This window comes from Terasakiella sp. SH-1, assembly GCF_004564135.1.
Taxonomy (GTDB): Bacteria; Pseudomonadota; Alphaproteobacteria; order Rhodospirillales; family Terasakiellaceae; genus Terasakiella.
This window is the reverse complement of the sequence record NZ_CP038255.1, coordinates 3,409,465-3,423,669: the sequence shown is the minus strand read 5'-3', so window position 1 is coordinate 3,423,669 and position 14,205 is coordinate 3,409,465. Positions and strand designations below refer to the sequence as shown.

Annotated in this window: 15 protein-coding genes; 7 read left to right on the top strand and 8 right to left on the bottom strand. The window is 44.6% G+C overall.

Features of this window, described 5'->3' with window-relative positions; genetic code table 11:
- Nucleotides 1–23: 23 nt before the first annotated feature.
- Together E4K71_RS16090 and E4K71_RS16085 are read right to left on the bottom strand one after the other, a co-directional pair.
- Nucleotides 24–608 (bottom strand): Maf family protein, encoded by a 585-nt coding sequence (locus tag E4K71_RS16090; RefSeq protein WP_240796836.1) that lies wholly within the window; start codon nucleotides 606–608, stop codon nucleotides 24–26.
- 13 nt (nucleotides 609–621) lie between these two features.
- Nucleotides 622–1,467: a pyruvate, water dikinase regulatory protein gene (locus E4K71_RS16085; protein ID WP_135081288.1), complete on the bottom strand. Its 846-nt coding sequence runs from the start codon at nucleotides 1,465–1,467 to the stop codon at nucleotides 622–624.
- A gap of 431 nt (nucleotides 1,468–1,898) precedes the next feature.
- Here E4K71_RS16085 and hemE point away from each other — a divergent pair, with 431 nt between their 5' ends.
- Genes hemE through hemJ form a run of 3 tightly spaced genes read left to right on the top strand, consistent with a single transcriptional unit; the run spans nucleotide 1,899 to nucleotide 4,451 of the window.
- Nucleotides 1,899–2,948: a uroporphyrinogen decarboxylase gene (gene hemE, locus E4K71_RS16080; protein ID WP_135081287.1), complete on the top strand. Its 1,050-nt coding sequence runs from the start codon at nucleotides 1,899–1,901 to the stop codon at nucleotides 2,946–2,948.
- 27 nt (nucleotides 2,949–2,975) lie between these two features.
- Entirely contained in the window at nucleotides 2,976–4,013 is a 1,038-nt protein-coding gene (gene hemH, locus E4K71_RS16075) for a ferrochelatase (RefSeq protein ID WP_135081286.1), read from the top strand.
- A gap of 3 nt (nucleotides 4,014–4,016) precedes the next feature.
- The gene (gene hemJ / locus E4K71_RS16070) at nucleotides 4,017–4,451 is read left to right on the top strand and encodes a protoporphyrinogen oxidase HemJ (protein WP_135081285.1); all 435 of its coding nucleotides are present in this window, start codon (nucleotides 4,017–4,019) and stop codon (nucleotides 4,449–4,451) included.
- 72 nt (nucleotides 4,452–4,523) lie between these two features.
- Here the strand turns inward: hemJ and E4K71_RS16065 are convergent, their stop codons facing one another.
- Complete coding sequence (locus E4K71_RS16065; protein ID WP_135081284.1) at nucleotides 4,524–5,138, bottom strand: hypothetical protein; 615 nt, start codon at nucleotides 5,136–5,138, stop codon at nucleotides 4,524–4,526.
- 332 nt (nucleotides 5,139–5,470) lie between these two features.
- Here E4K71_RS16065 and rho point away from each other — a divergent pair, with 332 nt between their 5' ends.
- Complete coding sequence (gene rho / locus E4K71_RS16060) at nucleotides 5,471–6,730, top strand: transcription termination factor Rho (RefSeq protein ID WP_135081283.1); 1,260 nt, start codon at nucleotides 5,471–5,473, stop codon at nucleotides 6,728–6,730.
- A gap of 58 nt (nucleotides 6,731–6,788) precedes the next feature.
- Nucleotides 6,789–7,763 (top strand): glycosyltransferase family A protein, encoded by a 975-nt coding sequence (locus E4K71_RS16055; RefSeq protein WP_135081282.1) that lies wholly within the window; start codon nucleotides 6,789–6,791, stop codon nucleotides 7,761–7,763.
- A gap of 76 nt (nucleotides 7,764–7,839) precedes the next feature.
- Here the strand turns inward: E4K71_RS16055 and E4K71_RS16050 are convergent, their stop codons facing one another.
- Together E4K71_RS16050 and E4K71_RS16045 are read right to left on the bottom strand one after the other, a co-directional pair.
- Nucleotides 7,840–8,397, bottom strand: coding sequence for a potassium channel family protein (locus E4K71_RS16050; RefSeq protein ID WP_135081281.1), 558 nt, complete (start codon nucleotides 8,395–8,397; stop codon nucleotides 7,840–7,842).
- Nucleotides 8,394–9,131 carry a DUF4197 domain-containing protein gene (locus E4K71_RS16045; RefSeq protein ID WP_167730638.1) on the bottom strand — a complete coding sequence of 246 codons (738 nt, stop codon included), beginning with the start codon at nucleotides 9,129–9,131 and terminating at the stop codon, nucleotides 8,394–8,396. Before E4K71_RS16045 ends, E4K71_RS16050 begins: the two co-directional genes overlap by 4 nt.
- A gap of 123 nt (nucleotides 9,132–9,254) precedes the next feature.
- Between E4K71_RS16045 and E4K71_RS16040 the strand changes: the two genes are divergently transcribed.
- Entirely contained in the window at nucleotides 9,255–10,085 is an 831-nt protein-coding gene (locus E4K71_RS16040; RefSeq protein WP_135081279.1) for a pirin family protein, read from the top strand.
- An 84-nt stretch (nucleotides 10,086–10,169) separates the two neighbouring features.
- On the opposite strand, the gene E4K71_RS16035 is transcribed toward E4K71_RS16040, so the two are convergent.
- The 3 genes from E4K71_RS16035 to E4K71_RS16025 all read right to left on the bottom strand — a co-directional run bounded on the left by E4K71_RS16035 (nucleotide 10,170) and on the right by E4K71_RS16025 (nucleotide 13,799).
- Entirely contained in the window at nucleotides 10,170–11,144 is a 975-nt protein-coding gene (locus tag E4K71_RS16035; protein WP_135081278.1) for a quinone oxidoreductase, read from the bottom strand.
- A gap of 63 nt (nucleotides 11,145–11,207) precedes the next feature.
- Nucleotides 11,208–11,654, bottom strand: coding sequence for a methylated-DNA--[protein]-cysteine S-methyltransferase (locus tag E4K71_RS16030; RefSeq protein WP_240796835.1), 447 nt, complete (start codon nucleotides 11,652–11,654; stop codon nucleotides 11,208–11,210).
- A 105-nt stretch (nucleotides 11,655–11,759) separates the two neighbouring features.
- Nucleotides 11,760–13,799 (bottom strand): thioredoxin domain-containing protein, encoded by a 2,040-nt coding sequence (locus E4K71_RS16025; RefSeq protein ID WP_135081276.1) that lies wholly within the window; start codon nucleotides 13,797–13,799, stop codon nucleotides 11,760–11,762.
- Nucleotides 13,800–13,949: 150 nt separating this feature from the next.
- On the opposite strand from E4K71_RS16025, the gene E4K71_RS16020 reads away from it, so the two are divergent.
- On the top strand, nucleotides 13,950–14,204 hold the full coding sequence (locus tag E4K71_RS16020; protein ID WP_135081275.1) for a DUF6489 family protein: 255 nt from the start codon (nucleotides 13,950–13,952) through the stop codon (nucleotides 14,202–14,204).
- Nucleotide 14,205 lies beyond the last annotated feature (1 nt).

The following is a 14,205-nucleotide window of genomic DNA, read 5'->3' as shown; positions in this document are numbered from 1 at the left end:
TCCTCCCCATTTTAAAAATTGTCTTACTTATCAATCATATCGCGGCTGCGCAAAAATGCCAAGACAGCCAATAAAGGTAAGCCCAAAATCGTGAAATAATCGCCTTCAATACGATTAAACAATTGCACACCCATTTCTTCTAATCGGTAGCCCCCCACAGTGGTCATTACATCATTACCGATTTGATCAAGATAGCTTTCCAAAAAGGCATCGCTAAATCTGCGCATTTCCAGTTCTGCCATTTGATGATGGGACCATAAACAGTCATTGTCTTTATATAGAGAGACGGCACTGATGAGATGATGAGTTTTAGCACGCAAGAATTGCAGCTGTTCACGAGCTTTTTCTCGACTGGTCGGTTTATCAAAACGCAAACCATCGCATTCCATCATCTGATCAGCACCAATGACATAGGCTTGAGGATAGTGCTTTGAAATATGGGCGGCCTTGGCTTTTGAAAGTTTTATCGCTGTTTCCACAACAGGCAAACCTTCAGCCTTGATAATCTCTTCATCCAAATCAGCCGGAATGGTTTCGATATTCAATCCCGCGCCACGTAACAGATCACCGCGTGATTTTGAGGCTGAAGCTAATATTAATTGAGTCATTGTTATATTTATATTATTCCCCATCCCAATTGCTGTCTTCATATGCCTGATCCCGTTTCATTTTCAAGTTCAGGACAGCTGTGGCGGTTTCTTCAATAGATTTGCGCGTCACATCAATCATCGGCCAGAAATTTCGATTACACAGCTTGCGGGCAAACTGGACTTCTTCCACCACAGTTTCCAGATCCACATAATCGGTAATGGCGGTTTCATTGAGCATGGAAAGGCGGTTTTTGCGCACCTGAACAAGACGACGCGGATCTTTGGTCAGCCCGACAATAAGACAGCCGGAAAATTTAGGGTCTGTCAGATTTGTCGGCAAGGGACATTGCGGTACGATGGGAATATTGGCGACTTTTAACCCCTTATTAGCCAAATAAACACTGGTTGGCGTTTTTGAGGTGCGTGAAACCCCCAGCAAAATAATATCCGCCTTATGAATTTCATGGGTAGACTGACCATCATCATGAGCCAACGCAAAATGCATGGCCTCAATACGATTGAAATAATTTTGATCCATTTCATGCTGGCGCCCCGGCTTAAAAGAAGCTTCGGCGCAAAAATGATCCTTGAAAGCCGACATAATCGGATCAAGCACGGCAATGCAGGGCACACCCAAACTTTCACAACCTTTTTCAAGCTGGGTGCGCAACCCACGATCTACCATCGTAAAGATTACCACACCTGGACGCTGTTTAATCGCATTGAGGATTTTAGAGACCTGACCGCTGGTACGCACCAGTGTCCAGACATTTTCAGTAACCGAAATCCCCTCAAACTGGGCGATACAAGCCCGTGTCAGGGTTTCAATGGTTTCCCCTGTGGAGTCGGAGACGAGATGGATGTGATAGTTGTTCATAAGTCTGCAAAACCTGGGGATAAGTCGCTGTTTCTTTCACAGGGGCTATTTTGTTCCCAATAATTCCAAAAAAAATCTGCCCTGTTACCCGCATCGGGATAGAAATCCCGCGCGTCGCCACATTATGGGGACAAATGGATATTTTTCAAATGTTATCCCCGTTATCCCCATAATTAAAGTGGATGAAAGCGACTCCGTAAATTTTATGAACCGACTCCAGAAATAAAAAATCAACATCCACAGGGGCGACTCCATTTCAGCCATATTTTCGTCAGAATGCCCTGTCATATGGGGACAGCCTGTGGATTAAATTTGATCCCCGTTATCCACAGGACCATCATCAAAAACAAACTAAAGAAAATAACCTTTACACTTGTTATTGAACTGTGAATAACTCCTGCAAACTCAAGGATCAAAGGGAAGATAAAATTATGGCCTCTTCAGAAAAATTGTTCTTACGTGCCCTTAAAGGGGAAACCACTGAACGCCCCCCCATCTGGCTTATGCGTCAAGCAGGACGCTATCTTCCTGAATATCTGGAAACTCGGGCCAAATCGAAAAACTTCCTACATTTCTGCTATTCCCCGGATTTGGCCGAAGAAGTAACCTTACAACCGCTTCGTCGTTATGGCTTTGATGCTGCCATTCTTTTTGCTGATATTCTGACTATTCCCGATGCGTTGGGCCAAAAAGTTGAATTCATCAAAGGCGAAGGGCCAAAGCTAGAGCCGATCCGCAATTCAGAAGAGCTTTCTAAACTGAGCCTTACCGGGATTCATGACCATCTTGCCCCCGTCTATGAAACTGTCTCCAGGTTGAGTAAGAGTATTCCTGAAACAACAGCGCTTATTGGTTTTGCAGGGGCCCCTTGGACCAATGCGACCTATATGGTGGAAGGAAAGGGGTCAAAAACATACGAAACCATTCGTCTGATTGCCTATCAAGACCCTGATTTCTTTCAGGAATTAATCAATTTACTGGTTGAGGCCACCTCTGAATATCTTCTCAAACAGATTGAGGCCGGTGCAGAAGCGGTTCAAATTTTTGATAGCTGGGCAGGGGTTTTGCCAGAAGAACAGTTTGACCGTTGGGTGATTGAACCCAATAAAGAAATCACATCACGCATTAAAGATGCCCATCCTGATATCCCTGTTATCGGTTTCCCCCGTGGGGCAGGGCCGCTTTATAAGAAGTTTGTTGTAGAAACAGGGGTTGATGGCGTCAGTATCGACCAAACTGTGCCCCTCGATTGGGCCATTGAAGAACTTCAGCCCCATTGTTGTGTCCAAGGGAATTTGGATAATCTGGCCGTTGTTGCGGGTGGTGAACAGATGGAAGCTCAAGTGCAGAATATTCTGGAAAAAATGAGCCACGGGCCGTTTATCTTCAACTTAGGGCATGGTATTGTGCCGCAAACACCACCTGAGAATGTGGCACGTGTGGTTGAAATGGTTCAAAATTTCGATAAAACAGCCATTTAACTTTCAAAGAGGAAAGGGCGAGAGCCGATGAAACTGGCTATTGTATTATTTAATCTGGGTGGACCTGATTCCATTGAGGCCATCCAGCCTTTCCTGTTTAATTTGTTTAATGATAAGGCGATTATTGGCGCACCACAGCCTATTCGCTGGATGTTAGCGCGTTATATTTCGTCTAAACGCGCCCCAGTAGCTGCAGAAATCTATGAACATTTGGGTGGAAAATCCCCACTTTTGCCTTTAACAAAGGATCAGGCCACAGCATTAAGCCAAAGTGTTTCACGTGAAATAGACACTGTGGAAGTCGAAAGCTTTATTTCCATGCGCTATTGGTATCCTTTTAGCGAGGATTGTGCGCAAAAGGTCAAAGAATTTAACCCAGACCATATTGTTCTCTTACCGCTTTATCCGCAATTTTCCACCACAACTGTGGAATCTTCCCTGAAAGACTGGGAAAAAGCAGCTCAAAAGGCAAAAATAGGGGCTAAAACCACAACGGTCTGTTGCTATCCCACCAATGAAGGTTTTATCAGCGCCATTGCGGACCTTCTTCACCCCCAAATTCAAGAAGCCAGTCATATTGGCAAGCCCCGTGTTCTGTTTTCTGCTCATGGATTGCCCAAATCCATTATTGAAAAGGGCGACCCTTACCAATGGCAAGTGGAACAATCAGCCCAAGCCGTGGTGGAAAAACTCAATATCCCTAATTTAGATTGGTGGGTGAGTTATCAAAGCCGGGTTGGCCCACAGGAATGGATTGGACCCAATACCGAAGATGAGATTATCCGCGCTGGTCAGGATAAAGTCCCTCTGATTGTCGTGCCCATTGCTTTTGTTTCTGAACATTCTGAAACTTTGGTCGAGCTGGATATTGAATATCGTGAGCTGGCCGAAGAACATGGGGTTCCAGCTTACCTGCGTACACCTGCGGTGGGGACTCACCCTTTCTTTATTGATGGGTTGCGCGATCTGGTGATCAATCATATTTCCATTGAAAAAGATGTGTTACCAGACGGCCATAAGCGCCTGTGTCCCAACAGTCATAAACGTTGTATCTGTAAAGGCTAGATTATGTTTGAAGACAGTTATCTTTGGTTTAAGGCCCTGCATGTCATCTCAGTTATGGCCTGGATGGCCGGACTTTTTTACCTGCCACGTTTATATGTTTATCACACCACAGCCGAAGTGGGTTCAGAATTGTCTGAGACCTTAAAAGTGATGGAACGACGTTTGTTGCGCGCCATTATGTACCCGGCCATGGTGTCCTCAGCCATTTTTGGTACCTTAATCCTGTTTCAGATTGATGCCTGGGATCAAGGCTGGCTACATGTCAAATTGACTTGTGTTTTCCTGATGATCGTTTTTCATTTTTATCTGGCGAAATATCGCCTTGATTTTTTGGAAGATAAAAATACCAAGTCAGAAAAATTCTATCGCATGATCAATGAGGTGCCGACGGTTTTGATGATCGTGTTGGTCATTATGGTGATTGTGAAGCCGTTTTAAGCTGGATCCTCGGATCAAGTCCGAGGATGACAACTTATATAAATGTCATTCCCGACTTGATCGGGAATCCAGCTACTTCTTGGCGCGATCCATTTCTTTTTTGGTTTCAAATACCGTATCACAATCAACAATTCTTTGATTTTGTAGCGGTTTTGGCCCTTTACGATGGCTATAAAGGCCGGAATAAACATAAAGGCTGGTGAAATATTCCACTTTGGTTTTCAGGGCTTTTTTAATCACGGCGCGGACTTCACTATCCATGCCTTTGGTATCTACCCGCCCCCGGCGATCGAGCTGGAGTTCCTTTTTAAAAAGATATTGATTAAGGCTATCACGAATACGTTTGATTTTGACACAAGCCCGGTGGGTCAGCAAAAATTTACGACCTTCGCCAAAAACTGTAATCTTGGCGTTATAGCGTTTTTTGGGAATATAGGTTTCAAAACTACCGATATAGAGAATATCTTTCCCTCCAGCCGGTTTGCCATCCAGACGGCCACCTTTGCCGCCCTTACCACCGCCGCCTTTGCCATCACCCTCTTCTTCATCACCGCCACCACCGCCGCCGCTTAAGCCGGAACCTGCAGCTTTCAGACGGTTAAAGCCTGCATTGGCAGATACATTGGTAATGTCTGTCAGTAAAAAAGAAAAAGCGATCAAGATAAGGAATGCGGTTTTTTGAAACATAGCTCTTTAAAGATATTTGAGAATGGATAGGAAAACTTCTTATCTTTGTAGTAAACCAAATACAGCCCCCTTCTGGCAATAGTTTCATAGAGACAGCTTGACTTTGCGAGGCGTTATAAGTTACATCTTGATCCAGAAACGGGCGAAATGGTCCGTATATCAGCAATGATACTCCTTCCTTCACTATCTGAATTCACTTCGAAAATTCTCCTTTCGCTTTACCCAGACTTCGGATTTATCATTTAGAAACAAAACCATAACTAGATTTCATCATTGATTTCTTTCGTTTTAAGGTTTCTTTCTTCTATTTACCCTAAAGAGTGCTTTCCCTTATGAATCTTCAGGAACTCAAAGAAAAATCACCCGCCGACCTTTTGGCTTATGCAGAAGAGTTGGAAATTGAAAATGCCGGTAATATGCGCAAACAGGAATTGATGTTTGCCATTTTGAAACAGCTGGCAGAAAATGATGTCACCATTTACGGCGGTGGTGTTCTGGAAGTTTTACAAGATGGCTTTGGCTTCCTGCGTAGTCCGGAAGCCAACTATCTTCCGGGACCCGATGATATTTACGTCAGCCCCAATCAGGTTCGTAAATTCTCTTTACGCACAGGTGATACGGTTGAAGGCCAAATTCGCGCTCCGAAAGATGGAGAGCGTTATTTTGCCCTGTTAAAAGTGGAAAATGTTAATTTCGAAGATGCCAAATCAGCGCGTCATCGTGTGCATTTCGATAATCTGACACCGCTTTATCCCAATGAGCGTCTCAAGATGGAAATCGACAATCCGGAACGCAAGGATATGACCCCGCGTGTGATTGATCTGGTTTCCCCGATCGGTAAAGGTCAACGTGCCTTGCTGGTGGCCCCACCGCGCACAGGTAAGACGGTGATGCTGCAAAATATTGCCCATTCCATCGCGGAAAATCATCCGGAATGTTATCTGATCGTTCTGTTGATTGATGAACGCCCGGAAGAAGTGACCGATATGGATCGCTCTGTAAAAGGCGAAGTGATTTCTTCTACTTTTGATGAACCGGCAGCGCGTCACGTCCAAGTGGCTGAAATGGTGATTTCCAAGGCCAAACGTTTGGTCGAACATAAAAAAGATGTGGTCATTCTGCTTGATTCCATCACGCGTCTTGCACGTGCCTATAACACGTGCGTACCGTCTTCCGGTAAGGTTCTAACAGGTGGTGTGGATGCGAACGCCCTGCAACGCCCCAAACGTTTCTTTGGTGCTGCGCGTAATATTGAAGAAGGCGGCTCCCTCACTATTATCTCTACAGCCCTGATTGATACAGGCTCGCGTATGGATGAAGTGATCTTTGAGGAATTCAAAGGCACAGGTAACTCTGAAATTGTTATGGATCGTAAATTGGCGGATAAGCGCACCTTCCCGGCAATTGATATCACCAAGTCCGGGACCCGTAAGGAAGACTTGCTGGTGGAAAAAGACACATTGTCCAAAATGTGGGTGCTGCGTCGTATTCTCGATCCGATGGGTACAGCCGACGGCATGGAATTCTTGCTGGATAAGCTGAAATATTCCAAAAACAACGATGATTTCTTCGATGCGATGAATTCTCGTTAATCAAAAAGTGTCATCCCCGCGAAAGCGGGGATATTTTTTATGACATGAGGAAGATAAAATGACTGCTGTTTCCTACGTCATTACCGTTTTCAATAAAGAAGAATATCTGCCCGAAGTGATCCGATCTCTTGAGGCACAAATAGATATTGATGAACGGGAATATATCTTTGTTGATGATGGGTCTTCAGATAGCTCTGTACAGGTGATTAAAGACTGTACAAAGGATTTAAAGGCTAAAACCATCATCATCGAACAGGAAAACCTAGGGGCTTCCTGGGGCACGAATGCGGGGGTTGAGGCAGCAAGTCATGAATGGATCAAACTGTGTGATGGGGATGATCTGCTGACACCGCAATCCTCAAAATGGTTGATTGAAGCTTGTGAGAAATTCAACGTCAATCATGCCTGGGGTCATTCATCCTATTTTGAATGGCAAGGCGAGGAAGATCCGTTAGAGCGTGAAGTTTCAGAACCTCAGATGGAAGTGATGGAAGATGGGTTGCGTTTTTTCATTCGCAATAATCCGGCTAATTCCACCTGTATGCTGTTTAAGAAAAGCTATTATCAACAAGTGGGGGGATGTGATCCCCGTCTGGTTTCGCCCGATCAGATGCTGTTTTTCCGCCTTTTCGCCCATGAAAAGGGGGCACGCGTCTTTGGGGATGTGGGGTTGTTGCCTCATGCCGCCCCGGATCGTTTATCGGCACAAAAAGGGCGCTCACGTTATGAATCTGTCTTGGCGATGTATTTTACCATTTTGGAAAAACCGCCATTGTTAACAGAAGATCATATTGATTATGCCTACTGTCGGGCGGTTTCGCGTGCTGAACGGTTCCATCGCAAGGTCTATGGTGGTTTATTTAACCGTTTTTTATGGGATCATATTCGCGTGCGTATGAAGCCTCATAAAGATAAGGTCAAGGCGATTAAGAACTGTCTGGCTGCTTTTACCCCTGATGGTAAAATTGAACGATCTGATGAATGGAAACCAGGGGCAGGGAAAAAGGGCAAAGCACCTGCGGATTTTGATTAACCAAAATGTCATTCCCGGCTAGATCGGGAATCTTTTATGATGAAAGAGATCCCCGCATTCGCGAGGATGACGTATTTTATCTTTCTTTCAAAGCCTTTAAAATTTCATCTGTATCACGACCAATCTTTTCATTCAGGTCCTGATTGTTTTGGCTCAGTTCAACAATCAAGCGGTTCAGTTTTTTATTTTCTGAAGCAATGTCTTTAATATGGGCATTGAGTTCATTGTTTTGTTTGGCAAGTCCTTCAATACGCTCATTTTGTTGATGCAGCATATCGGTTGTGGCTTGACGCACAACTTTATCCAGGACAATGGATCCAATATAACCTGCCAGTGTTCCAAACACGCCAATTCCTGTGGCGGCAAGCGGGATGGCAACCAAGCGGCCAATTCCGGTAATGGGGTAAAAATCGCCAAAACCGATGGTGGTGACAATCATAAAGGAGAGCCACAAGGCATCTTCCCAGCTTTTAATATTCGCTTCCTCAGCCCCTGTTTCTGCCCAAAACAGGATAGGGGCACAGATGGCGATAACCAACGCCGTGATGCCGCCTAAAGTGATAAAAACGCTGACCACATTCAGTTTTGAGATGGACAGGGAATGGAGATACTTTTGAAAGATAGAGACGATCATTTTCCAAAGACAGTTTTTAAAATTTCAGTCGTACGTTTGGCCGGATTTTCACGAATAGCAGCTTCTTCACGGGCAAGATAATAAAAAATCCCCTCCATAGCTAATTTGGTCGTGTGATTGACCAGATCAGCTTTTACATCAGGGACAAAGGGAAGGGATTTATATTGTCCGATCAGAGTGTCATAAGCGTTTAAGGCCCCAACATCTTTCAGGCTGTTTTCAGCAATGGGAGTGATGGTTTGTTGAAGGTCAGTTGAAGCCACCTTTTTAAAATACTGTGTGGCCGCATCCTTGGGGCCATTGTAAATGGCTTTGGCATCTTGCAGTTTCATCTCATTGATGGTTTTCCAGATGATATCCTTGGCTAAGGGAGCAGCCTGTTCAGCTGCGCGATTGAGCTTTAATTCAACATCATCAGCCAGGGCAGAGAGACCGAATTTTGTCAGTAGATTTTGAACCTGTTGTAGTTCATCAGGCAAGGGGATATGGATTTGTGGGTCCGTATTATATCCATCTACAGCTCCAATTTGTTTGGTGACTGTTTCTGTACCAACCCTAAGGGCTTCTTGAAGCCCCTCAATAATTTGTTGTTCACTAAGACCCAATGATTTTGTGGCCCCCGGAATCTGCACATTTTCTTCAACAGTCTTTTTTAAGGTGTTTAGCAAATCAAAAGCAGATGCCTGTTGAGGGGGGATCATAATGATTGTGATGACAAAGATAAAAAAGCGCATATCTATTCCCATTTCTTATTGAGCGTTTCACGTGAAACAATTTGTTTCCAATTGGGCCTCTAATCGAAAGCCGGGTTTCGTTTTATCTTAAGGGTAAATAGAGATGAGATGAAAGAGAGAAAAATGAAACAGAGAACCATTGATCAAATTGTCAGTCCCATTGAAGTCAGCGATGGGGCAGGGGTGAAAATTAAACGGGTGATTGGCACGCCGACACTTAATACATTTGATCCCTTTTTGCTTTTAGATGTGTTTGGCTCAGAAGAGGGGGCTGATTATATCGCCGGATTTCCAGACCATCCGCACCGGGGATTTGAAACGGTGACTTATATGCTTCACGGTAAAATGCGCCACCGCGATAGTGCGGGTAACGAAGGTTTACTGGAAACGGGTGGGGCACAATGGATGACAGCTGGTCGGGGTATTGTTCATTCTGAAATGCCGGAACAAACAGATGGGTTGATGAAAGGATTTCAGCTTTGGGTGAATTTGCCCGCAGACCAAAAAATGACAGCCCCACGTTATCAAGACCTTTCTGCACAAGATATTGTGGTGAAAGAAATTGACGGGGTAGGGACGTTAAAAGTCATCGCTGGTGAAATTTTGGGTCTTAAAGGTCCGGTTCAGGAAATTGTTACTAAGCCCATTTTCCTTGACCTTGCTATGCAGGCAGAGAGTAAAATTGATCTGCCCCTTCCTGAAGGACAATCTGCTTTTCTTTATGCTTTTGAAGGCAGCATCCATTTAGATGGGGAAGATATTGAAACGGACCGTTTGGTCACATTGGAAGATGGTGATGTCTTGTCTGTAAAAGCAGGACCAGAAGGGGGACGGTTTATTTTGTTGTCTGCTGATCCGATCAAGGAACCCATTGCCCGTCATGGTCCTTTCGTGATGAATACACGAGAAGAAATCTATCAGGCTTTTGAAGATTTTCGAGCTGGGAAGTTTTGATCATTGATTGTCGTCCTCGCGAATGTGGAGACCTTTTTCTCAAAGGAGAAAGGTCCCCAATCAAGTTGAGGACGACCTATCTTTTTAAGGAATAAGAATGGTTGAGCCCGTGGTTTTGCGATCTTCCAAATCACGATGGGCCTGGGCGGCATCTTTAAGATCATATGTTTGATTTACATGAATTTGAACCGCTCCTGATTTCACCACATCAAAGAGATCATTTGCTGCCCACAGCAGGTCTTCACGTTTGGCCACATAATGCATCAGGCTGGGGCGTGTGATGAAAAGAGAACCTTTTTGGGCCAGCAGGGCAGGGGAGAAATCTGGCACAGGGCCTGTTGCATTGCCATAAGTAACCATCATCCCTAGTGGACGCAAACAATCAAGGGAACCTTCAAAAGTTGCTGCCCCAATGGAATCATAGACCACAGGGACACCTTCACCATTGGTGATATCCTGCACACGATCGGTGAAATTTTCTTCACGATAGAGAATAGGGAAATCACAGCCCTGTTCTTTGGCAAGTTTGGCTTTATCTAAAGAACCGACGGTACCAATCACAGTTGTGCCTAAGGATTTTGCCCATTGGGTGGCAATGGAACCCACTCCGCCAGCGGCTGCGTGGAAAAGGATGGTATCTTTTTCTGTCACTTTATAAATACGACGTAAAAGGTAATGAGCTGTCATTCCCTTCAACATCATGGCAGCCGCTGTTTCAAATTCAATTTCATCGGGCAGAGGTACAACGACATTTTGATCGAAATTACCAACTTCGGTGTAACAGCCCAAGGCTGCGCCAATGCAAACTCGTTGACCGACAGAAAATTCTGTCACATTTGAACCGAGAGCTTCAATCACACCAGCTCCTTCCATGCCAATGGTATGAGGCAGGGCAGGGACAGGATAGAGACCACTGCGGTGATAACAATCAATGAAGTTAAGTCCAATGGCTTTAAATCGGATTTGAACTTCATTTTCTTTAGGATCATTCAGATCAATCTGATCGAAAGACAGGGCTTCGGGGCCACCGGGTTCATGGATACGGATTGCATGGGTCATGATTTTTCCTTGTTCAATTATCCCCACATTCGCGAGGATGGCATTAGAGTGTTAATTTCGTGATTAATGGGTCCTGGCCCTAAGAATGGCTTCTTCCATACGCAAGAGTTGAAGCTTGGTTTCCAGTCCTTCCCCTCCGGAATAGCCGCCCATATTGCCGTTTGATCCAACAATACGATGGCACGGAATGAGAATGGGAATGGGGTTTTTACCACAGGCACTTCCAACGGCTTGCGCGCTGCTGTTCAGTTCTTTGGCAATTTCCCCATAAGGGCGGGTTTGACCAAAAGGAATTTCAATCATTTTTTGCCAGACTTTTTTCTGATGATCTGTTCCCATAGGATCAAGGGGAAGATCAAATTCAGTGAGCTTTGCACTAAAATAGGCTGAAAGCTGGGCTTTGGCTTCTTTGAGAAGAGGGGTTTCAATTCCTTGGGGGACTTGTCCCCATTCCAGCACAATGATTTTTTCATTTTCTTCAAAACAGGACAGGGTGCCTACGGCTGTCATAATTGAAGTACATTTAATTTCCATCTTTGTCCTTTTTGGATTCATATGTAGTTTTTTTGTTTCGGTTCTTAAATTATGAAAAGAGACGACTCCCATTAATCGCCCTTATGGACGATCTGGCAGGGAGCTTAAGGTTCCTTCCATTTCATCTTCACTGGTAATGGGGAGAGAACAGGTGCCAAATTGACAGACATAAGCGGTTGGCTTTTTGTCGATCATTTTTTTGTCTTTAAGTAAGGCTGGACCATCAATTTTCCCCTGTTTTCCACCTAGTAGAAGCTTTCTAGAGGGGGAAGGATAATAAGAAGCCTTTTTTATCAATGATTTAGTTTCTTTATCTGTTTTTGTACCTAAAATCGCAATGGTTTCCATTTTTTCAAAACGAAGCAGGGCTGAACATAATCCGGGCATCCCAAAGATATCATTTGGATGGGGGGAGCCAAATGCTGTGAGTAATTTTTCAAAGCGTTCCTTGTATTTTTCTTCACCACTTAAGTGATAGAGGTCCACGAGAAGATTAGCCATTAGACCATTACCAGACGGGGTGGCGTTATCATGGACCGGTTTTTGTTGAATTTCTATTTGTGCCACGGTGGGGCGGCTGGACATGGTATAAGCCCCGGATTTAGGATCAAGGAATTGTTCGAAAAGTAATTCAGCCCAGGTTTTAGCATTTTTAAAATACTCTTCTTTGCCTGTGACTTCATAAAGGGCGAGGGCCGCCATACCCAGATTGGTATAATCTTCTAGATAAGCTTTGGCCCCGGTAATGCCGTTACACCAGCTATGGTGAAGTTCTTTTCCAGAATGATCCATGATGTCTAATAGGGCATGATAGCTTTCTTCTGCTCGTTTGATCCAGTCTTCACGTTCAAACACCAGTCCGGCTTCACACAGGGCCTTGACCATCATGGCGTTCCAATCCAGCAAAACTTTATCATCACGTGCTGGGGCAATGCGTTTGTGACGTTCTTGATAAAGTATGCGACGACATTTATTGAGAGTTTTTTCATCACTGAGGGAGGTAAAAGGTGTTACACGGCGCAGAATATTTTTATTTTCCCAATTTCCCCGTGACGTGACATCATAAGCATCTTTAAATGATTTTGAGTGATTACCAAGAATTTGGTCAATCTCATGTTCATCCCAAACATAAAATTTCCCTTCGACCCCTTCGCTATCGGCATCCAGGGCGGCTGCAAACACGGCTCCTTTTGGTGTTCTGATGGTCATTTCTTCAATGGCCCAGCCGATGGTTTCTTCAATGGTGCGTTTAAACAAGGGTTCGGGATGCTTGCGCCAAACCATGGTGAGAAGAGAAACCAACAGTGCATTGTCATAGAGCATTTTTTCAAAATGGGGCACCAGCCATTCCTGATCGGTGGAATAACGGGCAAAACCGCCGCTCAGATGATCATAAATGCCGCCCAAACACATTTGTTCCAAGGAGAGATGGATCAGGTCTTCGATCTTTTTATCTTTTTTCAGCCAATTAGCTCGCCAGAAGAAATCAAACAGGACAGGCTGGGGAAATTTTGGTGCGCCTGTCAGACCGCCAAAATCGCTATCCAGGGCCTGATGAATGGACCCAACCAGATCAGTCAGGTTTTTAATCGTCATTTGCCCATTGCCTTTTGGCATGGCTTCTTCTGCAATTGCGCCACTGATCGCTTCAACATTTTGGGCAACGTCTTCTTTTTGAGTATGAAAAACATTGGAAATTGATTGCAGCACATCCTTAAAAGACGGACGACCATAAAGGGCTTTTAAGGGAAAATAGGTTCCTCCCCAGAAGGGATGACCCGAAGGGGTTAAAAAAACAGTGAGGGGCCAGCCCCCTTGTTGCCCCATAACAGACAGGGCTTTTTGATAAAGGGCATCCACATCGGGATGTTCTTCCCGGTCGACTTTGACATTGATGAACAGATCATTCATCAAATGGGCGGTTTCAATATCCTCAAAGGATTCATGGGCCATCACATGGCACCAATGGCATGCAGCATAGCCAACGGAGAGCAAAACTGGTTTATTTAATTCCTGAGCCTGGGCAAAAACATCCTCAGACCAGGCTTTCCAATGGACCGGGTTATCAGCATGTTGTAACAGGTAAGGACTGGTTTGTGTGCCAAGTTCATTGTGGGACATGGCGAAGCCTATTCATTATTGTGTCTTTTCTTCTTGAAGAGTTTCGCTTTTTTACAAAAATAACAACCCTTTTTTCTATGAGGGATGGACCTTAAGCCAAAAGATTGTCACATTAGGGGCAAGATTATTCAATTGAGATGGGATGAACTCATGAAAATCACCATTAATGTCGATTGTACACCGGAAGAGGCCCGTACCTTTATGGGGCTACCCGATGTAAAGCCCATGCAGGAAATGATGATGAAAGAGGTTGAAGAGCGTATGAAAAACAACCTCAATGCCATGGACCCGGAAACCCTGTTTAAAACATGGTTGCCCGCAGGGATTTCGAATATGGAGCAATTGCAGAAAATGTTCTGGTCCCAATTTGGTAAAAACCCCATGGGCGGCAGCTCAAACGACTAAG